The sequence below is a fragment of the Dickeya lacustris genome, from assembly GCF_029635795.1.
GTDB lineage: Bacteria > Pseudomonadota > Gammaproteobacteria > Enterobacterales > Enterobacteriaceae > Dickeya > Dickeya lacustris.
The window spans coordinates 3,474,786-3,496,070 of sequence record NZ_CP114280.1 but is presented as its reverse complement, the minus strand read 5'-3'; the positions used below and the strand labels follow the sequence as shown (position 1 = coordinate 3,496,070).

Annotated in this window: 17 protein-coding genes, 1 tRNA gene, 2 rRNA genes and 1 pseudogene; 6 read left to right on the top strand and 15 right to left on the bottom strand. The window is 52.2% G+C overall.

All coding sequences use genetic code 11. From position 1 onward, the window contains the following. Positions 1–87: 87 nt before the first annotated feature. From O1Q98_RS15760 to gmhB, 4 genes are all read right to left on the bottom strand, one after another. A 23S ribosomal RNA gene (locus tag O1Q98_RS15760) occupies positions 88–2,996 on the bottom strand. Between the two features lie 203 nt (positions 2,997–3,199). Beyond that, positions 3,200–3,275 (bottom strand) — tRNA-Glu (locus O1Q98_RS15755). Positions 3,276–3,360: 85 nt separating this feature from the next. Next, positions 3,361–4,900, bottom strand: a 16S ribosomal RNA gene (locus O1Q98_RS15750). The 16S and 23S rRNA genes sit together here with 1 tRNA gene alongside, the layout of an rRNA operon. A gap of 360 nt (positions 4,901–5,260) precedes the next feature. Then, positions 5,261–5,836: a D-glycero-beta-D-manno-heptose 1,7-bisphosphate 7-phosphatase gene (gene gmhB, locus O1Q98_RS15745; RefSeq protein WP_125260461.1), complete on the bottom strand. Its 576-nt coding sequence runs from the start codon at positions 5,834–5,836 to the stop codon at positions 5,261–5,263. A gap of 179 nt (positions 5,837–6,015) precedes the next feature. Between gmhB and metN the strand changes: the two genes are divergently transcribed. From metN to proS, 6 genes are all read left to right on the top strand, one after another. Continuing rightward, positions 6,016–7,047: a methionine ABC transporter ATP-binding protein MetN gene (gene metN / locus O1Q98_RS15740; protein ID WP_125260462.1), complete on the top strand. Its 1,032-nt coding sequence runs from the start codon at positions 6,016–6,018 to the stop codon at positions 7,045–7,047. Continuing rightward, positions 7,040–7,693, top strand: a complete 654-nt coding sequence (locus tag O1Q98_RS15735) for a methionine ABC transporter permease MetI (protein ID WP_125260463.1) — start codon at positions 7,040–7,042, stop codon at positions 7,691–7,693. The genes metN and O1Q98_RS15735 overlap by 8 nt, the downstream gene beginning before the upstream one ends. Before the next feature lie 61 nt (positions 7,694–7,754). Then, positions 7,755–8,570, top strand: coding sequence for a MetQ/NlpA family lipoprotein (locus tag O1Q98_RS15730; protein ID WP_125260464.1), 816 nt, complete (start codon positions 7,755–7,757; stop codon positions 8,568–8,570). Positions 8,571–8,682: 112 nt separating this feature from the next. Continuing rightward, on the top strand, positions 8,683–9,093 hold the full coding sequence (gene rcsF, locus O1Q98_RS15725; protein ID WP_125260465.1) for an Rcs stress response system protein RcsF: 411 nt from the start codon (positions 8,683–8,685) through the stop codon (positions 9,091–9,093). Further along, positions 9,090–9,797 carry a tRNA (N6-threonylcarbamoyladenosine(37)-N6)-methyltransferase TrmO gene (gene tsaA / locus O1Q98_RS15720; RefSeq protein WP_125260466.1) on the top strand — a complete coding sequence of 236 codons (708 nt, stop codon included), beginning with the start codon at positions 9,090–9,092 and terminating at the stop codon, positions 9,795–9,797. Before rcsF ends, tsaA begins: the two co-directional genes overlap by 4 nt. 117 nt (positions 9,798–9,914) lie before the next feature. Continuing rightward, positions 9,915–11,633, top strand: coding sequence for a proline--tRNA ligase (proS, locus tag O1Q98_RS15715; protein ID WP_125260467.1), 1,719 nt, complete (start codon positions 9,915–9,917; stop codon positions 11,631–11,633). Between the two features lie 108 nt (positions 11,634–11,741). On the opposite strand, the gene rpoS is transcribed toward proS, so the two are convergent. The 11 genes and pseudogenes from rpoS to cysD form a co-directional block, all read right to left on the bottom strand. Beyond that, a complete protein-coding gene (gene rpoS, locus O1Q98_RS15710; RefSeq protein ID WP_125260468.1) occupies positions 11,742–12,734 on the bottom strand; it encodes an RNA polymerase sigma factor RpoS in 993 nt (330 codons plus the stop codon). Positions 12,735–12,787: 53 nt separating this feature from the next. Continuing rightward, positions 12,788–14,038 carry a murein hydrolase activator NlpD gene (nlpD, locus tag O1Q98_RS15705; RefSeq protein ID WP_125260469.1) on the bottom strand — a complete coding sequence of 417 codons (1,251 nt, stop codon included), beginning with the start codon at positions 14,036–14,038 and terminating at the stop codon, positions 12,788–12,790. Between the two features lie 302 nt (positions 14,039–14,340). Next, on the bottom strand, positions 14,341–14,967 hold the full coding sequence (locus tag O1Q98_RS15700; protein WP_125260802.1) for a protein-L-isoaspartate(D-aspartate) O-methyltransferase: 627 nt from the start codon (positions 14,965–14,967) through the stop codon (positions 14,341–14,343). 147 nt (positions 14,968–15,114) lie between these two features. Then, positions 15,115–16,161 (bottom strand): tRNA pseudouridine(13) synthase TruD, encoded by a 1,047-nt coding sequence (gene truD / locus O1Q98_RS15695; protein ID WP_164513035.1) that lies wholly within the window; start codon positions 16,159–16,161, stop codon positions 15,115–15,117. Then, positions 16,161–16,658 carry a 2-C-methyl-D-erythritol 2,4-cyclodiphosphate synthase gene (ispF, locus tag O1Q98_RS15690; RefSeq protein WP_125260471.1) on the bottom strand — a complete coding sequence of 166 codons (498 nt, stop codon included), beginning with the start codon at positions 16,656–16,658 and terminating at the stop codon, positions 16,161–16,163. Before ispF ends, truD begins: the two co-directional genes overlap by 1 nt. A 41-nt stretch (positions 16,659–16,699) precedes the next feature. Next, positions 16,700–17,392: pseudogene (gene ispD, locus O1Q98_RS15685) on the bottom strand (2-C-methyl-D-erythritol 4-phosphate cytidylyltransferase); the annotation flags it as partial. Between the two features lie 2 nt (positions 17,393–17,394). Beyond that, on the bottom strand, positions 17,395–17,748 hold the full coding sequence (gene ftsB / locus O1Q98_RS15680) for a cell division protein FtsB (RefSeq protein WP_125260473.1): 354 nt from the start codon (positions 17,746–17,748) through the stop codon (positions 17,395–17,397). Positions 17,749–17,919: 171 nt separating this feature from the next. Then, complete coding sequence (locus O1Q98_RS15675) at positions 17,920–18,261, bottom strand: DUF3561 family protein (RefSeq protein WP_333482125.1); 342 nt, start codon at positions 18,259–18,261, stop codon at positions 17,920–17,922. Between the two features lie 38 nt (positions 18,262–18,299). Continuing rightward, on the bottom strand, positions 18,300–18,923 hold the full coding sequence (gene cysC, locus O1Q98_RS15670; RefSeq protein WP_240632819.1) for an adenylyl-sulfate kinase: 624 nt from the start codon (positions 18,921–18,923) through the stop codon (positions 18,300–18,302). Position 18,924: 1 nt separating this feature from the next. Further along, entirely contained in the window at positions 18,925–20,355 is a 1,431-nt protein-coding gene (gene cysN / locus O1Q98_RS15665) for a sulfate adenylyltransferase subunit CysN (RefSeq protein ID WP_125260475.1), read from the bottom strand. 11 nt (positions 20,356–20,366) lie between these two features. Continuing rightward, entirely contained in the window at positions 20,367–21,275 is a 909-nt protein-coding gene (gene cysD, locus O1Q98_RS15660; RefSeq protein WP_125260476.1) for a sulfate adenylyltransferase subunit CysD, read from the bottom strand. Positions 21,276–21,285: the final 10 nt, after the last annotated feature.

The window sequence follows — 21,285 nt, the reverse complement described above, 5'->3', positions numbered from 1 at the left end:
TCTCACTTCCACATAACCACCCGAACCAATCTCTGAACAAGCTGAATCTATTCTCTGCGTCTCTCACCAAAACACCTTCGGTGTTGTAAGGTTAAGCCTCTCGGGTCATTAGTACTGGTTAGCTCAACGCATCGCTGCGCTTACACACCCAGCCTATCAACGTCTTCGTCTTAAACGTCCCTTCAGGGGCCTCAAGGGCCCAGGGAAGACTCATCTCGGGGCAAGTTTCCCGCTTAGATGCTTTCAGCGGTTATCTCTTCCGCACGTAGCTACCGGGCAATGCCATTGGCATGACAACCCGAACACCAGTGGTGCGTTCACTCCGGTCCTCTCGTACTAGGAGCAACCCCCCTCAATCTTCCAACGCCCACGGCAGATAGGGACCGAACTGTCTCACGACGTTCTAAACCCAGCTCGCGTACCACTTTAAATGGCGAACAGCCATACCCTTGGGACCTACTTCAGCCCCAGGATGTGATGAGCCGACATCGAGGTGCCAAACACCGCCGTCGATATGAACTCTTGGGCGGTATCAGCCTGTTATCCCCGGAGTACCTTTATCCGTTGAGCGATGGCCCCTTCCATTCAGAACCACCGGATCACTAAGACCTGCTTTCGCACCTGCTCGAGCCGTCACTCTCGCAGTCAAGCTAGCTTATGCCTTTGCACTAACCTCCTGATGTCCGACCAGGATTAGCTAACCTTCGTGCTCCTCCGTTACTCTTTGGGAGGAGACCGCCCCAGTCAAACTACCCACCAGACACTGTCCGCAACCCCGATTAGGGGCCCACGTTAGAACATCAAACATTAAAGGGTGGTATTTCAAGGTTGGCTCCATGCAGACTGGCGTCCACACTTCAAAGCCTCCCACCTATCCTACACATCAAGGCTCAAGGTTCAGTGTCAAGCTATAGTAAAGGTTCACGGGGTCTTTCCGTCTTGCCGCGGGTACACTGCATCTTCACAGCGAGTTCAATTTCACTGAGTCTCGGGTGGAGACAGCCTGGCCATCATTACGCCATTCGTGCAGGTCGGAACTTACCCGACAAGGAATTTCGCTACCTTAGGACCGTTATAGTTACGGCCGCCGTTTACCGGGGCTTCGATCAAGAGCTTCGCCTTGCGGCTGACCCCATCAATTAACCTTCCGGCACCGGGCAGGCGTCACACCGTATACGTCCACTTTCGTGTTTGCACAGTGCTGTGTTTTTATTAAACAGTTGCAGCCAGCTGGTATCTGCGACTCCCGTCAGCTCCGTCCGCAAGGGACTTCACCAACAGGAGCGTGCCTTCTCCCGAAGTTACGGCACCATTTTGCCTAGTTCCTTCACCCGAGTTCTCTCAAGCGCCTGAGTATTCTCTACCTGACCACCTGTGTCGGTTTGGGGTACGATTCAATGTTACCTGATGCTTAGAGGCTTTTCCTGGAAGCAGGGCATCTGTCACTTCAGTACCGTAGTACCTCGTCATTACGCCTCAGTGTTAACAGCAGACCGGATTTGCCTGGTCCACCCACCTGCACGCTTAAACCGGGACAACCGTCGCCCGGATGACATAGCCTTCTCCGTCCCCCCTTCGCAGTAACACCAAGTACAGGAATATTAACCTGTTTCCCATCGACTACGCTTTTCAGCCTCGCCTTAGGGGTCGACTCACCCTGCCCCGATTAACGTTGGAACAGGAACCCTTGGTCTTCCGGCGTGCGGGTTTTTCACCCGCATTATCGTTACTTATGTCAGCATTCGCACTTCTGATACCTCCAGCAGCCCTTACAGGCCACCTTCACAGGCTTACAGAACGCTCCCCTACCCAACAACACATAGTGTCGCTGCCGCAGCTTCGGTGCATGGTTTTAGCCCCGTTACATCTTCCGCGCAGGCCGACTCGACCAGTGAGCTATTACGCTTTCTTTAAATGATGGCTGCTTCTAAGCCAACATCCTGGCTGTCTGGGCCTTCCCACATCGTTTCCCACTTAACCATGACTTTGGGACCTTAGCTGGCGGTCTGGGTTGTTTCCCTCTTCACGACGGACGTTAGCACCCGCCGTGTGTCTCCCGTGATAACATTCTTCGGTATTCGCAGTTTGCATCGGGTTGGTAAGCCGGGATGGCCCCCTAGCCGAAACAGTGCTCTACCCCCGAAGATGAATTCACGAGGCGCTACCTAAATAGCTTTCGGGGAGAACCAGCTATCTCCCGGTTTGATTGGCCTTTCACCCCCAGCCACAAGTCATCCGCTAATTTTTCAACATTAGTCGGTTCGGTCCTCCAGTTAGTGTTACCCAACCTTCAACCTGCCCATGGCTAGATCACCGGGTTTCGGGTCTATACCCTGCAACTTAACGCCCAGTTAAGACTCGGTTTCCCTGCGGCTCCCCTATTCGGTTAACCTTGCTACAGAATATAAGTCGCTGACCCATTATACAAAAGGTACGCAGTCACCCTGATAAATCAAGGCTCCCACTGCTTGTACGTACACGGTTTCAGGTTCTATTTCACTCCCCTCGCCGGGGTTCTTTTCGCCTTTCCCTCACGGTACTGGTTCACTATCGGTCAGTCAGGAGTATTTAGCCTTGGAGGATGGTCCCCCCCCATATTCAGACAGGATACCACGTGTCCCGCCCTACTCATCGAACTCACGACCTGTGCATCTTCGTGTACGGGACTGTCACCCTGTATCGTGCGCCTTTCCAGACGCTTCCACTGACACACAAGCCGATTCAGGTTCTGGGCTCTTCCCCGTTCGCTCGCCGCTACTGGGGGACTCGGTTGATTTCTTTTCCTCGGGGTACTGAGATGTTTCAGTTCCCCGGTTCGCCTCACACACCTATGAATTCAGTGTGTGATAGTGTGTCGAAACACACTGGGTTTCCCCATTCGGGTATCGTCGGGTATAACGGTTCATATCACCTTGCCGACGCTTATCGCAGATTAGCACGCCCTTCATCGCCTCTGACTGCCTAGGCATCCACCGTGTACGCTTAGTCGCTTAACCTCACAACCCGAAAGTGTTTCGGGGTGCAAGTTTTTGAGAGACTCGAACAACACATGCATTCGCATACACATGCTGTCGTTTCAATTTTAAGCTTGTTCCCGATTGTTAAAGAGCAAGATAACGTAAACCTGACTATCTCTAATCAGCTTTAGGTTATCTTCGGGATATCCCTGACCGTGACTTTCACTCACCTGTCTTGTCATTGGCGTCCCCTAGGGGATTCGAACCCCTGTTACCGCCGTGAAAGGGCGGTGTCCTGGGCCTCTAGACGAAGGGGACATCTCTTGTCAGCTTCGCAAGACGCTTTTGACTCTTTTACTTCATCAGACAATCTGTGTGGACACCACGCAGGCTCTTCACTCGGTAAGGAGGTGATCCAACCGCAGGTTCCCCTACGGTTACCTTGTTACGACTTCACCCCAGTCATGAATCACAAAGTGGTAAGCGCCCTCCCGAAGGTTAAGCTACCTACTTCTTTTGCAACCCACTCCCATGGTGTGACGGGCGGTGTGTACAAGGCCCGGGAACGTATTCACCGTAGCATTCTGATCTACGATTACTAGCGATTCCGACTTCATGGAGTCGAGTTGCAGACTCCAATCCGGACTACGACGTACTTTATGAGGTCCGCTTGCTCTCGCGAGGTTGCTTCTCTTTGTATACGCCATTGTAGCACGTGTGTAGCCCTACTCGTAAGGGCCATGATGACTTGACGTCATCCCCACCTTCCTCCGGTTTATCACCGGCAGTCTCCCCTGAGTTCCCACCCGAAGTGCTGGCAACAGAGGATAAGGGTTGCGCTCGTTGCGGGACTTAACCCAACATTTCACAACACGAGCTGACGACAGCCATGCAGCACCTGTCTCAGAGCTCCCGAAGGCACACCCGCATCTCTGCAGGTTTCTCTGGATGTCAAGAGTAGGTAAGGTTCTTCGCGTTGCATCGAATTAAACCACATGCTCCACCGCTTGTGCGGGCCCCCGTCAATTCATTTGAGTTTTAACCTTGCGGCCGTACTCCCCAGGCGGTCGATTTAACGCGTTAGCTCCGGAAGCCACGCCTCAAGGGCACAACCTCCAAATCGACATCGTTTACAGCGTGGACTACCAGGGTATCTAATCCTGTTCGCTCCCCATGCTTTCGCTCCTCAGCGTCAGTTACGGCCCAGAGATCTGCCTTCGCCATCGGTGTTCCTCCTGATCTCTACGCATTTCACCGCTACACCTGGAATTCTACCCCCCTCTACGAGACTCTAGCCTGTCAGTTTTGAATGCAGTTCCCAGGTTAAGCCCGGGGATTTCACATCCAACTTAACAGACCGCCTGCGTGCGCTTTACGCCCAGTCATTCCGATTAACGCTTGCACCCTCCGTATTACCGCGGCTGCTGGCACGGAGTTAGCCGGTGCTTCTTCTGCGGGTAACGTCAATCGACAAGGTTATTAGCCTTATCGCCTTCCTCCCCGCTGAAAGTGCTTTACAACCCGAAGGCCTTCTTCACACACGCGGCATGGCTGCATCAGGCTTGCGCCCATTGTGCAATATTCCCCACTGCTGCCTCCCGTAGGAGTCTGGACCGTGTCTCAGTTCCAGTGTGGCTGGTCATCCTCTCAGACCAGCTAGGGATCGTCGCCTAGGTGAGCCATTACCTCACCTACTAGCTAATCCCATCTGGGCACATCTGATGGCAAGAGGCCGAAGGTCCCCCTCTTGGTCCGAAGACGTTATGCGGTATTAGCTACCGTTTCCAGTAGTTATCCCCCTCCATCAGGCAGTTTCCCAGACATTACTCACCCGTCCGCCGCTCGTCACCCAAGGAGCAAGCTCCTTTGTGCTACCGCTCGACTTGCATGTGTTAGGCCTGCCGCCAGCGTTCAATCTGAGCCATGATCAAACTCTTCAATTTAAGTTTGATTGTGTTTTCCGAAGAAAACGTGCTCAAAGAATTTACTGTTTATTCGTAATGAATTAACTGTTGTCACACTCTTCAAGACTTTCACAAAAGTTTTTGCGAAGTGTCCTGCGAGTGCCCACACAGATTGTCTGATTAATTGTTAAAGAGCAGTGCGACCGGCCTGAGCCTGCTGTCGCGAGGTGGCGTATACTACGCTTTCCTCATGAAGAGTCAACGTTTATTTTCGTTTCTTCTTCGCTGACACCGCATTGCGTTGCCGCTGTTGCCGTGTCAGTGGAGGCGCATTATAGGGACTTCCTGCGGCCTGACAAGCCCTAATTGCAAAAAAATTACCGACCGCACATTTTTGCATCACATTGATTGCTTATCACGCTTTTTTATCAGTTCTGGTAGCATTGTCAGGCTATCAATCACCCAGTCAGCCACTTTCTCACCCTCTTCTGTCACCGGTTTTCCAGTTCTGACCAATACTTTCGTGCCCACTCCCGCAGCTTTTGCAGCCTGCATATCTTCGGCTTTATCACCCACCATATAAGATGAAGCCATATCTATATGTAGATAACGTTCAGCATCGAGTAGCATGCCAGGCTCGGGTTTACGGCAATTGCACTGCTGGCGATAGTCATCATTAACCGCTTCAGGGTGATGTGGACAATAATAGATACCGTCTAAATCCACACCCCGGTCAGCCAGCGACCAGTCCATCCACTCAGTCAAGGTTTCGAACTGCGCCTCGCTAAACTTACCGCGCGCAATACCAGACTGGTTCGTTACCACCACTAAGGCATAGCCCATTTTCTTTAATTCGATCAGTGCATCAATAACGCCATCAATAAACTGAAAACGATCGATTTCATGGACATAACCATGATCGACATTAATTGTACCGTCACGGTCGAGAAATACTGCTGGAACAAGACTTGTCACAACCTTCTACTCCTGATGCCTAAATTTGCCCTAGTATCGCATGTTTTATTTCACAGAGAGAATGTTACACCCGACGGGTTCTTGATTGACTTAGACGTCTAGACGCCTTAACATCCCTACATAATCAGGCCTAAGTATCATACTTTCTTATACGGCCACGGCTATTTTCGATAAAACTTATGATTGAACTCATTAATATTACAAAGATTTTTCAACAAAAAGGGCGCATTGTCACCGCTCTGGATGATGTCACCCTTCGTGTTCCCGCAGGCCAAATCTATGGTGTGATTGGCGCATCGGGCGCAGGTAAAAGCACACTGATTCGCTGTGTGAACCTGCTGGAAAGGCCGACGAAAGGTAAAGTGCTGATTGATGGGCAAGACCTGATGAGCTTATCTGAAAGGCAACTCACTCGGACACGCCGTCAAATGGGTATGATTTTCCAGCACTTCAACTTACTTGCTTCACGCACGGTTTTTGGCAATGTGGCGCTGCCACTGGAGCTTGACAATACGCCGCGCGAGGAGTTGACCAGACGTGTTCAGGAATTGCTGGCGCTGGTCGGGCTGTCAGAAAAACATGATGCTTATCCGGCAAATTTGTCCGGTGGGCAAAAACAGCGCGTTGCAATAGCACGTGCTCTGGCGAGTAATCCGAAAGTGTTGCTGTGTGATGAGGCCACCAGCGCGCTTGACCCTGCCACAACCCGCTCGATTCTGGAGTTGTTAAAGGACATCAACCGCCGCCTTGGGTTGACTATCCTACTCATCACCCATGAAATGGATGTGGTAAAGCGCATTTGCGATCAGGTAGCGGTTATCAGTGATGGCAAATTGATTGAGCAAGACACGGTCAGCGAAGTGTTCTCTCACCCGAAAACGCCATTAGCACAAAAATTTATTCAATCTACGCTGCATTTGGATATTCCTGACGACTACCAGCAACGCCTGTCCGCCACGCGACGCGACGGCAGCGTACCGCTGTTACGTCTGGAATTTACCGGTCAGTCAGTCGATGCGCCGCTATTATCTGAGGTGGCCAGAAACTTTAACGTCAATAACAACATTATCAGTGCGCAGATGGATTACGCAGGTGGCGTAAAATTCGGCATCATGCTGGCGGAGATGCACGGTCAGGAGCCAGACATTCAAGCTGCGATCGCGTTTTTGCAGCAACATCATGTGAATATTGAGGTACTAGGTTATGTCTGAAGCCATGATGTGGTTAATGGCACGCGGCGTTTGGGAAACCGTTGTGATGACGTTAGTGTCCGGCTTTTTTGGTTTTGTACTGGGTTTGCCGATTGGCGTGATGCTCTACGTTACCCGTCCAGGGCAGATTATCGAGAACCCGAAGCTTTATCGCAGCATCTCTGCGCTGGTGAATATTTTCCGGTCGATACCGTTCATTATCTTATTGGTATGGATGATTCCATTTACCCGCATCATCGTCGGTACTGCAATTGGCTTGCAGGCTGCCATTGTGCCGTTAACCGTAGGCGCTGCACCGTTTATTGCGCGCATGGTAGAAAATGCCCTGCTGGAAATTCCATCTGGCCTGATAGAAGCCGCACGCGCGATGGGCGCGACCCCGCTGCAAATCGTTCTCAAAATCCTTCTGCCAGAAGCGCTCCCCGGGCTGATTAATGCCGCCACCATCACATTGATTACGCTGGTCGGTTATTCCGCGATGGGGGGAGCCGTCGGTGCTGGTGGCCTTGGCCAAATTGGTTATCAGTACGGGTATGTTGGCTATAACGCGGTAGTTATGAATACCGTGTTGATTTTACTGGTTTTATTGGTTTATCTGATTCAATTGATTGGTGACAGAGCGGTACGTGCCGTCACGCATAAATGATGTCGTGATAACGTATCTATTTTCTCAGTGCAGGTTAAAACGTTTAAAAAGAGGTAGGAAAATGGCAATTAAACTGAAATCTCTTGCGGCAGTAGGTGCGCTGATTGGTGCACTGGCATTGGCTGGCTGCGGTCAGGAACAGAAGAACCCGAATCACATCAAAGTTGGTGTGATTGTCGGCGCAGAACAGCAGGTCGCCGAAGCAGCCCAGAAAGTGGCTAAAGAGAAATATGGTCTGGATGTTGAACTGGTGACGTTTAATGACTACGTTCTGCCCAACGAAGCGTTGAGCAAAGGCGATATCGACCTGAACGCCTTCCAGCATAAACCTTATCTTGATCAGCAAATTAAAGATCGTGGCTATAAACTGGTCTCTGTTGGCAACACTTTTGTCTACCCTATCGCGGGCTATTCAAAAAAAATCAAATCCCTTGATGCCTTGCAAAATGGCGCTCAGATAGCGTTACCGAACGATCCGACCAACCTGGGCCGTTCGCTGTTACTGCTGCAAAAAGTAGGGCTGATTAAACTGAAAGACAATGTTGGCCTGCTGCCTACTGCACTGGATATCACCGAAAACCCGAAAGGCCTGAAGCTGGTTGAGCTGGAAGCACCGCAGTTGCCGCGCTCACTGGATGATGACCAGATAGCACTGGCGATTATCAACACCACCTATGCCAGCCAGATTAACCTCACGCCTGCCAAAGACGGCCTGTTTGTTGAAAATAAAGAATCGCCGTATGTGAACCTGCTGGTTGCTCGCGAAGATAATAAAGATGCGGAAAACGTGAAGAAATTCGTGAAAGCGTATCAATCCGACGAAGTGAACCAGGCTGCACAGAAAGTGTTTAATGGCGGTGCAGTCAAAGGCTGGTAAAGCCACTGGCTGGTGTTGCAAAAACAACGACAAGACGGGTATCTGCCCGTCTTGTTATTTTTTGTATTGCTTGATTCAATAACCGCACTTTATCCAAGCCAGAGGAAAATTTATGCGTGCTGTACCTGTTCTGCTATTGGCTGCATCACTAACAGGATGTTCTTTGATGCATAAACCCGTCGAGCCCGTACCGCAACCACAGCCACCGATAACCGTGGAACCTGCGCCAAAACCGGTAAAACCGGTTACGCATCCGGCACCGGCTGTTTTGTATAAAAGTGCAGAAGAGTTGGTGGGTAAACCGTTTCGCGATTTAGGGGAAGTGTCCGGCTCATCATGCCAGTCCAGTGCACAAGATACGCCGCCCAGTATTCCGTCTGCCCGTCGGAAAATGCAAACCCGCGCCACAACGATGAAAGCCAATGCGGTGTTATTACACGATTGCCAGATTGTCAGTAACGTTGCCGGATGCTATCGCCAGGCGGTTTGCCAAGGCACTGCGCTAAAAGTTTCAGCACAATGACCTCTTTTTGTTTTCAGCAGATAGGCATTATTCGATCACCCTACAAAGAAAAATTTGCCGTTCCTCGGCAACCTGGGTTGATTCAGGATGGCGGTGGTGAGCTACACCTTCTCCCGCCATTCAACCAGCCAGATGCGTTGCGCGGTATTGAGGCATTCAGCCACCTTTGGCTGCTGTTTATTTTCCACCAAACCGCAGACGGTGGATGGCGGCCAACCGTCAGGCCCCCACGGTTAGGTGGTAACGCCCGTATGGGTGTGTTTGCTACCCGTTCGACATTTCGCCCCAACCCGATTGGCATGTCGCTGGTCGAGTTGCACGCCGTTGAGATAACCCGAGAAAGCGTCATCCTGAAGCTGGGCAGTCTGGATTTGGTTGACGGCACCCCTGTGGTTGATATCAAACCCTATCTTCCCTTCGCCGAAAGTCACCCACAGGCGAGCGCCGGTTTCGCACAACACGCACCCGATGCGGATATGCCGGTTATGTTCTCCCCACTGGCAGAACAGCAATTAGCGCAGTACCAGCACCACTACCCGAATTTACGGCGTTTTATTACCCAGGTGTTAGCCCAAGACCCGCGTCCGGCTTATCGTAAAAATAACGATGACGACAAAATTTATGCCGCGCGCCTGCTGGAATTCAATGTGCGCTGGCAAGTGATAGCAGGGTGTACGAACGTCATCAGCCTGAATCCGGGCTAAAAAATGTGGCGGCAGCTTTTGAGGAGCCGCCAGCACTGGTAAACTAAACCACTTTTTTCTGCCTTAGCCACTGACGTGGCAAATGCGATTTCTTTGTTCTGACGGAACTCAATCACCATGCGTACAAGTCAATATATGCTCTCCACGCTCAAGGAGACGCCTGCCGATGCCGAAGTCATCAGTCATCAACTGATGTTACGCGCCGGGATGATTCGTAAACTGGCCTCCGGCCTTTATACCTGGCTCCCTACCGGATTACGGGTACTGAAGAAAGTCGAAAACATCGTGCGTGAAGAAATGAATAACGCCGGTGCCATCGAAATTTCGATGCCGGTTGTCCAGCCTGCTGATCTGTGGCAGGAAAGCGGCCGCTGGGAGCAGTACGGCCCGGAGTTGCTGCGCTTTGTTGACCGTGGCGAACGTCCGTTCGTGCTCGGCCCAACGCATGAAGAAGTCATCACCGACCTTATCCGTAATGAAATCAGCTCTTATAAACAGCTGCCGCTGAATTTCTACCAGATTCAAACCAAATTCCGTGATGAAGTACGCCCGCGTTTCGGCGTCATGCGCGCCCGTGAATTCCTGATGAAAGATGCTTATTCATTCCATACCTCTCAGGAATCGTTGCAGGTGACGTACGAGGCCATGTATGCCGCCTACAGCAAAATCTTCAGCCGAATGGATCTCGATTTCCGCCCGGTACAGGCAGATACCGGCTCTATCGGCGGCAATGCGTCACACGAATTCCAGGTACTGGCAAGCAGTGGTGAAGATGATATCGTTTTCTCTACCGAGTCAGATTACGCCGCCAACATTGAGCTGGCCGAAGCTGTCGCTCCGGCGCATGAACGAGCGCCAGCCACACAGGCGATGACGCTGGTGGATACACCGAATGCCAAAACCATCGCCGAGTTGGTTGAGCAATTCAACGTGCCGGTGGAAAAAACCGTCAAGACACTGCTGGTTAAAGCCACCGAAGAGAGCGGCCATGCGCTGGTTGCTCTGCTGGTACGCGGCGATCATGAACTGAACGAAGTGAAAGCAGAAAAACTGGAACAGGTTGCCAGCCCGCTCACGTTCGCCAGCGAAGAAGACATTCGCGCCGTGGTAAACGCAGGCCCTGGCTCTCTGGGGCCGGTCAACCTGCCGATTCCCGTTATCATTGACCGTACTGTCGCAGTAATGAGCGATTTCAGCGCCGGTGCTAATATCGATGGTAAGCATTACTTTGGTATTAACTGGGAGCGTGATGTCGCGCTGCCGCAGGTGGCAGATATTCGCAATGTGGTCGAAGGCGACCGCAGCCCGGATGGCAAAGGCACCTTGCTGATTAAACGCGGCATTGAAGTGGGTCATATCTTCCAGTTGGGTAAGAAATACTCCGAAGCGCTGAAAGCCACCGTTCAGGGCGAAGATGGCCGCAATCAGGTGATCACCATGGGATGTTACGGCATTGGGGTGACGCGTGTCATTGCCGCTGCGATTGAACAAAACTATGACGATCGCGGCATTATCTGGCCTGACGCTATCGCACCATTCCAGGTCGCCATTCTGCCGATGAATATGCACAAGTCATTCCGCGTGCAGGAAGCCGCTGAAAACATTTATCAGCAGTTAAGAGCCAAAGGGATTGATGTGCTGTTGGATGACCGTAAAGAGCGCCCTGGCGTGATGTTTGCCGACATGGAACTTATCGGTATTCCGCATACCATCGTGATTGGCGACAGAAACCTTGATAACGATGAAATTGAATATAAACATCGTCGCAAAGGTGAAAAAGAGATGATTAAGGCAAGCGAGATCATCGAGTTTTTATCATCTCAGTGCGTACGCTAAACTCGCCTTCTGAATAAAGCGTTAGACATAAAAAATGGTGGGATATCCCACCATTTTTACGCTTGTGCTACCCGACATCAGAAACCGGGTTTGGTTTACACTCACGCATTATTCACGGAACAACTCTTCGATATCCAGGCCCTGCATTTGTAATATCTCGCGCAGGCGGCGCAATCCTTCTACCTGAATCTGACGTACCCGCTCACGGGTCAAACCAATTTCACGCCCCACATCCTCAAGCGTTGCCGCTTCATAACCTAACAGACCGAACCGACGCGCCAGCACTTCCCGCTGCTTGGCATTTAACTCAAACAGCCATTTCACGATATTCTGCTTCATATCGTTATTTTGCGTGGTGTCTTCCGGGCCGTTATCCTTTTCGTCGGCCAGAATATCCAGTAGCGCTTTTTCCGAATCGCCACCCAGCGGTGTATCTACCGAGGTGATGCGCTCATTCAGGCGCAGCATACGGTTCACATCATCGACCGGTTTATCCAGCCTTTCCGCTATCTCTTCCGCACTCGGCTCGTGGTCAAGCTTATGCGACAGCTCACGAGCGGTACGCAGATAGACATTGAGCTCTTTTACAATATGGATAGGCAAACGGATGGTGCGAGTCTGATTCATGATGGCCCGTTCAATGGTCTGACGAATCCACCAGGTCGCATACGTCGAGAAGCGAAACCCACGCTCAGGGTCAAACTTCTCAACCGCGCGGATAAGACCGAGATTCCCTTCCTCAATCAAGTCCAGCAATGCCAGACCGCGATTGTTGTAGCGGCGGGCAATTTTAACCACCAGCCGCAGGTTACTCTCGATCATGCGGCGACGAGAGGAAACGTCACCGCGCAGTGCTCGACGGGCGAAATAAACTTCTTCTTCAGCAGTCAGTAGAGGCGAATAACCGATTTCTCCCAGATAGAGCTGAGTAGCATCCAGCACTCGCTGGGCAGTTCCTTGCGACAGTAGCTCATCATCGAGTAAGTCACCTTCGTTGGTTTCTTCCTCTGCTAGCGCTTTGTCGTCAAAAACCTCAACTCCATTCTCATCGAATTCAGCATCTTCATGTAACTCGTTAACTTTCAGCGTATTTTGGCTCATAAGCGGCTCCTACCCGTGATCCCTTGGCAGAATACCGAAATACTCTGCCCGATTTATCGCTGCGGAAGAAAACGCAGCGGGTTTACGGATTTCCCCTTGTAACGAATTTCAAAATGCAAGCGTACTGAACTGGTTCCGGTGCTACCCATGGTAGCGATTTGTTGACCCGCCTTTACCTCTTGTTGTTCCCGGACCAGCATGGTTTCGTTATGGGCATAGGCGCTCAGGTAATCATCATTATGTTTGATGATAATCAGATTCCCGTAACCGCGTAACGCGTTACCCGAATACACAACACGCCCTGAGGCCGTAGCGATAACGGATTGCCCACGTGAGCCGGCGATATCAATCCCTTTATTTCCCCCCTCTGAGGCTGAGAAACTATCTATGACTTTCCCGTCTGTAGGCCAACGCCAACCGGCAATCGCCGTGTTTGTCTGCGTCGGTTCGGTAGCAGAAGCCGCTGTCGCCGCGCCTGCCGCAGGTAGCATTTTGCCACCCGAATTCTGTTTACCCGAATCTCCAGAATACGCATTAGTTGGTTGAGAATCAACCTGCGCCGTCTGCATTTGTGTGGTGCCCGACGCGGTGGCCGCTGCTGCATTGGCAGGCAACATATGACCGCTGCCTGAACTGGTATTAGCCGACAACATACGCCCATTTGCTGACGCTTTCGCGGCATTTTCCGGCAACATATGTCCGCTAGAGGCACTGGTATCCGTGGTGGGCGCAGGCGTAATCACAGGGGTTGACGGCGTGATAATCGGTGTTGAAGGCGTAGAGGCTATCGCCATACCTTGCGTTGCGCCACTACCATTAGCGTTCATGTTATTGCCAAGCGCCAGCGTCTGCCCGACATTCAAACTGTAAGGTTCCGCAATGTTATTGCGCTGGGCCAATTCGCGGTAATCATTACCCGAAATCCAGGCAATATAGAACAGCGTGTCGCCGCGTTTTACCGTATAGCTATTACCGGTATAACTGCCTTTGGGAATGCTGTTGTAGCTGCGATTGTAAACTATCTTGCCTTCATGGCTGGTGATCGAGGCATCCGTAGCGGGAGAGCTGGTCACAGTTGAAGGCATGGGTAATGGCGCGCTACGGCTAACGCCGCTGCTGACATTATTCGTCGAGGAAATACGCGGTGGCGGTGAATAGGCACCGGTATTGGCAGTACGTTTTGTTCCGCCGTTATCACCAATGCTGCTGATCGGAGCATTATTATCATTTGCACAACCGGCCAGACTCAATGTCACAACCGAACACACAGCGATTTGACGCCAGTTCACAATTTGGCTTCCCATGCGCCAAACTCCCCCTATTACTCAAAATGACGAAAAACTACCCGGCCTCAGACCTGTCTCAGAAAAAGCAGGTTCATTGCAGACCACGATACGAAGCGAGGAAATGACGCGGCTATTTATTATCTTTAATGATAGTGATTCATTAGCGACAACTTATAGCGCCTCGCAAATGCGTATACGACACGGATAATGACGAATACAGCCTATCAATATCAATCCGTTACCACCATAAGACAGTTGTATTGAAATTTTAAAGGCAGACGTTTACCGATAAATCCGAATGAATCGGCGACGAGACGGTATCAGGCTAATTCGCCTTTGACCAGCGGAACAAACCGAACTGTTTCTACCGTTTGAATGACAAACTCGCCATGACGGCGTAATACCAGTTGTAAAAGTTGTTGTTGCTCTCCCACAGGCAGCACCATGATGCCGCCTTCATCGAGTTGAGCCATCAACGCAGGCGGAATTTCCGGTGGCGCAGCCGTTACGATAATCGCGTCAAACGGCCCTTTTGAAGCCCACCCTTGCCAGCCATCGCCATGACGGGTAGAGACATTGTGCAAATCGAGTTGCTTGAGACGACGTTTCGCCTGCCACTGTAACCCCTTAATGCGCTCCACCGAAAAAACATGCTGTACCAGATGCGCCAGAATCGCCGTTTGATAACCGGAGCCTGTGCCTATTTCCAACACGCGTGATTGTGGGGTCAGGCGCAGTAATTCCGTCATCCGGGCCACGGTATAAGGCTGAGAGATGGTTTGGCTGGAGCCTATCGGTAACGCCACGTTGTCGTAGGCTTTGTGCTCGAAAGCCTCGTCAACAAAACGCTCGCGGGGGACAGCAGCCATCGCCTGTAGCAGGCGTTCATCCTGAATGCCTAATTGGCGAAGCAATGCCAACAATGTCTGCACACGTTTGCTCACCATCGCCTGCCAACTCCGGCCTTCATCAACCCCATCCATTCACTCCGCTCTCTGAAAATAAAGAAAACGCCGTTAACCGCCCAAAGGCTATCAATCTTATTACCGTGTTTTTGCAACAGTAGCAGAAATATTCCTGATTCAGGTGCCAGTTTACTCCGCCGTCATCGCATCTGGCTCGCTGGCGACGAGCAATTCACGTACCACGCTGGTGGCGAAGCTGCCAGACGGCAACCAAAAATTCAGCTCAAGCGTTGCCTCATCCAGCCATGCACTGCGCATATCACGCGGATACAGCATCATAGCGCGACGCGCGCTTTCTACCCGCTCACGCGCCAGTAACGACAATAACAGCGCCTGATCGCCCAGACAGTGCTGCTCAAAAGCCAGCGCATCCGCCTGCGCCCCGGCATCATTCTGGCCAGGCAAGGGCCCGGTAATCAGCAACTCCCTCGCACTGACTCGCGCTTGTAGCTCGGCTAACTCTTCAGAAGTGGCGACAAACCAGCTCCCTCGCCCAGCCAGTTGCAACGCATCTCCGATTAATACCTGAGTCGTACCATAGTTTTCAAGACGCGTACTGGTAACACGATTAAACAATTCGCTACGCGCCGCAGATAAATAAAAGCTGCGCTTGCTGCGCTCTTTCACGCGGATTTCATTATTGGCCCAGCGCCTGGCCTGTTCGAGATTGTTACCCGCTCGCCCAAAACGCTGGCTGCCAAAATAGTTAGGAACGCCACCGTGGGTTATCTTTTCCAGACGTTCACAGACATCGGCCCGGTCACTGATGTCGCGTAGCACCACGCGAAAGGAATTACCCCGCAGCGCGCCAATCCGCAGCTTACGACGATGGCGTCGGGCTTCAAGAATCTCACATCCTTCCAGCGCAAACTCAGACCATACCGGATCGGTTTTGCCCGGCAGATGCAGACAAAACCACTGTTCGCTAACCGCATGACGATCTTTCAGGCCCGCATAACTCACCGCCCGCACAGGGATACCCGCAAATTTAGCCAAGGCTTCTGCGACAAACAGCGTATTACAACCGCGTTTGCGCAAACGGACTAACACATGCTCGCCATCGCCGTCTGGCGCGAAGCCCAGATCTTCGATAACGACAAAATCATCGTCAGACGCGCGTAATACCCCGGTTGACTGCGGCTTACCATACAACCAAAACAGCGAATCTACTGCTATCACCATGCCACCACTTCCGTCATATCACTTTTTACCAGCAACACCACCGTCTCACAGGCAATGCCTTCTCCTCGCCCCGTGAACCCAAGTTGCTCGGTGGTGGTCGCTTTCACATTCACATCATCCATATGGGATTGCAGATCTTCAGCAATATTGACGCGCATCTGCGGGATATGTGGCGCCATTTTCGGAGCCTGAGCGATGATGGTGACATCCAGATTACCAAGCTGATACCCTTTGGCGCGGATGCGGCGCCAGGCTTCGCGCAGTAACTCACGGCTATCAATGCCGCGATATGCCGGGTCTGTATCGGGAAACAGCTTCCCAATATCACCCAATGCCGCCGCCCCCAACAGAGCGTCCGTCACTGCGTGCAGCACCACATCGCCATCGGAATGGGCCAGCAACCCACGCTCATAGGGGATTCGTACCCCACCGATGACCAGCGGGCCTTCTCCGCCAAATTTGTGTACATCAAAACCGTGGCCGATACGCATCGATAGCGCTCCTTCATTGTTATATTGATGACATATTCAGGCAATTGTGTCAGATAAAATTCAGCCAACGCCAAATCTTCCGGGCGAGTGACTTTAATGTTATCCGCGCGCCCAGGCACAAGCTGTGGCTGATAACCGGCATATTCCAGCGCTGAAGCTTCATCTGTGATGTTCGCCCCTTCTCTCAGCGCACGTTCGAGACTTTCACGTAACAACATCAGGGGAAACAGTTGCGGCGTTAAAGCATGCCACAGCGCCTCGCGCTCTACCGTATGGTCAATACGTCCGTTGTAGCCGCGCTTCATGGTATCACGCACGGGTGCGGCCAAAATGCCGCCGACTTCACTCTCACCGGTTAACGCCAGCAAGCGCGATAAATCATCCGGGTGCAGGCAAGGGCGAGCGGCATCATGCACCAGTACCCAGCACGCACGCTGGATATGACGCAAGCCCGCCAGTACCGAATCCGCACGCTGCGCGCCGCCTATCACCACATCAATACGCGGGTCATTTGCCAGAGGCAGCGTGGCAAAATAGCGATCATCGGCGCTGATGGCGATAACAAGCCGCTGAATACGCGGGTGGCGCAACAGCGCGGCGACGGTATGTTCCAGAATGGTTTTATTGCCAATAGAAAGGTACTGCTTAGGGCGATCGCTGTGCATACGACTGCCGTTACCGGCGGCGGGCAAAATAGCGACCACTTCACTGAGAGAAGCGTATTGATTAGACATACCTAGCGAGACAGTGATGAGGTTGATGACGGGGCAGAAGAGACGGATTTAGCTGATGATGACGCAGCGTTGCGATTTTGTGACTGATCCACCACCAGGCGATAAAAACTTTCGCCGGGCCTGGTCATGCCGAGCTCATTACGCGCCCGTTCCTCAATCGCTTCCTGACCACCATTCAGATCGTCAATTTCAGCAAACAGCTGTTCGTTACGGGATTTCAGTTTGACGTTATTGGCCTGTTGCACCGCCACGTCATCCTTCACCCGCACATAATCATGAATACCGTTTTTACCCAGCCAGAGCGAATATTGCAGCCAACCGAGCAGAATTAACAATAACAGTGAAAGTTTTCCCATCCAGCCCCCTGAAAAGCCGCCTAATCATCCCATAACTTTTGTCAGGACTCCACCTTCGCCAGACAGCCAGTATCACTGGTGATGAAAAACAATACGTCGGCAATGGGAGACGGCCTTCACTTCACTGCTATCTAAGCTGTCAAAACGCCGTTGAAGATTCTCGCGAACGGATTACCACGTGGTAATCAATAACAGCATCAGCCAGAACACGCCTGACACGCTAACAGCGCAGCACAATACCATCAATGCGGTACTGCGCTGGCAAAAAACGCGTAGCAGCATACCGATTAATAACGACAGCGGCATCAGGGCCAGAAAGAAAGGCCATGTGTATAACATCAGAAAGACGGTGGAGTTAAAGCCCCAACAGGCGAAAGGCAGGGCAAAGGCGAGCCAGTAACAGCAAAAACCCACCACAGCACCAGAAAATGTGCCCGATGACGAGGAGGCAGGTTCCTCGTCATCAGAACATGATGATTCACTGTCAGGCAAGGACGTTGCGCGTTGCATCATGGTTTCTGCATTACCCATTGTCAGGGACTGGCTAAGGGTTAGATGATAGCGCGACCATGCAGCATATCTAATAATTCAGTGACTAAATTTGTTACCAATTGTTGGCCGTCAAGGTGCAGTTCTGGCTGCTCTGGCGCTTCATAAACGGCATCAATACCGGTGAAATTCGGTAGTTGTCCTGCGCGGGCTTTTTTATACAACCCTTTCGGGTCGCGGGCTTCGCACACCGCCAATGGCGTATCGACAAACACCTCAATAAATTGCCCATTATCAAGCCGCTCTCTAACCATCTGGCGCTCTGCGCGATGGGGAGAAATAAAAGCCGTTAACACCACCAGCCCGGCATCCACCATCAGACGCGCGACTTCCCCGACGCGGCGAATGTTCTCACGCCGGTCATCGTCGCTAAACCCCAGGTCGCGGCACAGCCCATGGCGGACATTATCGCCATCGAGCAAATAGGTGCTAATGCCGCGCGCAGACAACGCCTGTTCGAGCGCACCGGCAAGCGTTGATTTGCCGGAGCCGGATAATCCGGTAAACCAGATAACCGCGCCACGATGCCCATGCTGCCGCTCGCGATCCTCTCGTGTGATGGCATGATCGTGCCATATCACATTCTCATCGCGCTCATCGCGAACATGATTCTGATGCGACGTCACGTTATTTGTCCCCCAGCAAGTCTCGCGCACCCCAGTGTGGAAAGTGGCGGCGGATCAACGCGTTCAATTCCAGCTCAAATGCACTATAGGGCCCAGCCTGCAACGAATCCGATACACCAAGCGCCTCTTTCACTAACCCGGCACCCACCGTCACGTTACTCAGGCGATCGATAAAGATCATGCCGCCGGTGACATGATTCTGCGCATACGCATCCAGCACCAGCGGTTCATCAAATGTCAGTTCCACCAGGCCAATACCATTCAGCGGCAGGCTTTGCGCCTCATGCTGCGCGAGCGTATTGACATCGACCTGATAGTCGATGCGCTCGACAAGGGCGCGGGTTTTCTTACCGGCGACCTTAATATCGTAGCGCTGTCCGGCCAGCAACGGCTGTTCCGCCATCCAGACCACATCGACCTTCGCGCTGCGCACCGCTGCCAGATTTTCATCGCCATCAACCAGCAAATCGCCCCGGCTGATATCGATTTCGCTCGACAGTACCAGCGTCACCGCTTCACCCGCCTGAGCCTGCGGCAGGTCGCCATCGAACGTGACAATACGGCTAATGGTTGAGGTCACGCCGGAAGGCAGCACTTTCACCCGCTGGCCAACCTGTACCACGCCGGATGAAAGCGTCCCCGCATAGCTGCGAAAATCGAGATTCGGGCGGTTAACGTACTGCACAGGAAAGCGCATTGGCTGGTGGATAGTGTGTGACGCAACATTCACGTTCTCTAAGACGTCGAGCAACGAAGGCCCCTGATACCAAGGCATATTGCCGCCCGCTGTCACCACATTATCGCCGTCCAGTGCAGAAATCGGCACAAACGTAATATGCAGATCGACCGGTAACTGGCGGGCAAAATCCAGATAATCCTGCTTAAACTGCTCGAAGACCGATTGCTGGTACTCCACCAAGTCCATTTTATTCACGGCCACCACCAGATGGCGAATGCCAAGCAGCGTCGTGATAAAACTGTGGCGACGGGTTTGGTCAAGTACGCCTTTACGGGCGTCGATCAACAAAATAGCCAACTCGCAGGTGGATGCGCCGGTCGCCATGTTACGCGTGTACTGCTCATGCCCCGGTGTATCGGCAATAATAAACTTGCGCTTCTCGGTAGAAAAATAGCGGTAGGCCACATCAATGGTAATGCCCTGCTCGCGTTCGGCCTGCAAGCCATCAACCAGTAACGCCAAATCGAGCTTTTCCCCCTGAGTCCCGAGACGCTTGCTGTCATTGTGCAGCGTAGAGAGCTGATCTTCGTAAATCTGGCGAGTATCGTGCAGCAATCGGCCAATCAGGGTACTCTTGCCGTCGTCAACGCTGCCGCAGGTGAGAAAACGCAGCAGACTTTTGTTCTGCTGTGCATGGAGATACGCTTCAACCCCGCCCTGCTCGGCAATCTGTTTTGCAATGCTATGATTCATTTGACGATTCCTCAGAAATACCCTTGACGCTTTTTCAGCTCCATTGAGCCTGCCTGATCGCGGTCAATCACCCGTCCCTGACGCTCGCTGGTGGTCGAAACCAACATCTCTTCGATGATTTCCGGCAACGTGCTGGCGTGCGAGTCAACCGCACCGGTCAACGGCCAGCAACCGAGCGTACGAAAGCGCACCATCCGCTGCGTGATGACTTCACCGGGCTGCAAATCAATACGGTCGTCATCCACCATCAGCAACATGCCATCACGCTCTAACACCGGACGTTCAGCCGCCAGATAGAGCGGCACAATATCGATATTTTCCAGATAGATATATTGCCAGATATCCAGCTCAGTCCAGTTAGACAGCGGGAACACGCGAATACTCTCGCCTTTGTTGATTTGACCGTTGTAGTTATTCCACAGCTCAGGCCGCTGATTTTTCGGGTCCCAACGGTGAGCGCGATCGCGGAAAGAGTAGATACGCTCTTTCGCACGGGATTTTTCCTCGTCACGGCGAGCACCGCCAAACGCGGCGTCAAAACCGTATTTATCCAGCGCCTGTTTTAGCCCTTCGGTTTTCATGATGTCGGTGTGCTTGGCGCTGCCATGTACAAAGGGGTTCATCCCCATCGCCACCCCTTCCGGGTTGCGGTGTACCAACAGTTCACAACCGTAAGCCTTGGCGGTGCGATCGCGAAATTCGTACATTTCACGGAATTTCCAGCCGGTATCGACATGCAATAACGGAAATGGCAGCGTACCGGGAAAGAACGCTTTGCGGGCCAAATGCAGCATCACCGAAGAGTCTTTACCAATCGAGTACAACATCACCGGGTTGCTAAATTCCGCCGCCACTTCACGAATGATATGAATACTTTCCGCTTCAAGCTGTTTTAAATGCGTGAGTCTTTTCTCGTCCATACCTTTAACC

Excerpts from the sequence above, each read along its gene's own strand:
- metN (WP_125260462.1), top strand. The coding sequence starts at position 6,016 with ATGATTGAACTCATTAATATTACAAAGATTTTTCAACAAAAAGGGCGC.
- O1Q98_RS15735 (WP_125260463.1), top strand. The coding sequence starts at position 7,040 with ATGTCTGAAGCCATGATGTGGTTAATGGCACGCGGCGTTTGGGAAACC.
- O1Q98_RS15730 (WP_125260464.1), top strand. The coding sequence starts at position 7,755 with ATGGCAATTAAACTGAAATCTCTTGCGGCAGTAGGTGCGCTGATTGGT.
- rcsF (WP_125260465.1), top strand. The coding sequence starts at position 8,683 with ATGCGTGCTGTACCTGTTCTGCTATTGGCTGCATCACTAACAGGATGT.
- tsaA (WP_125260466.1), top strand. The coding sequence starts at position 9,090 with ATGACCTCTTTTTGTTTTCAGCAGATAGGCATTATTCGATCACCCTAC.
- proS (WP_125260467.1), top strand. The coding sequence starts at position 9,915 with ATGCGTACAAGTCAATATATGCTCTCCACGCTCAAGGAGACGCCTGCC.
- rpoS (WP_125260468.1), bottom strand. The coding sequence starts at position 12,734 with ATGAGCCAAAATACGCTGAAAGTTAACGAGTTACATGAAGATGCTGAA.
- nlpD (WP_125260469.1), bottom strand. The coding sequence starts at position 14,038 with ATGGGAAGCCAAATTGTGAACTGGCGTCAAATCGCTGTGTGTTCGGTT.
- O1Q98_RS15700 (WP_125260802.1), bottom strand. The coding sequence starts at position 14,967 with ATGGTGAGCAAACGTGTGCAGACATTGTTGGCATTGCTTCGCCAATTA.
- ispF (WP_125260471.1), bottom strand. The coding sequence starts at position 16,658 with ATGCGTATCGGCCACGGTTTTGATGTACACAAATTTGGCGGAGAAGGC.
- ftsB (WP_125260473.1), bottom strand. The coding sequence starts at position 17,748 with ATGGGAAAACTTTCACTGTTATTGTTAATTCTGCTCGGTTGGCTGCAA.
- O1Q98_RS15675 (WP_333482125.1), bottom strand. The coding sequence starts at position 18,261 with ATGATGCAACGCGCAACGTCCTTGCCTGACAGTGAATCATCATGTTCT.
- cysN (WP_125260475.1), bottom strand. The coding sequence starts at position 20,355 with ATGAATCATAGCATTGCAAAACAGATTGCCGAGCAGGGCGGGGTTGAA.
- cysD (WP_125260476.1), bottom strand. The coding sequence starts at position 21,275 with ATGGACGAGAAAAGACTCACGCATTTAAAACAGCTTGAAGCGGAAAGT.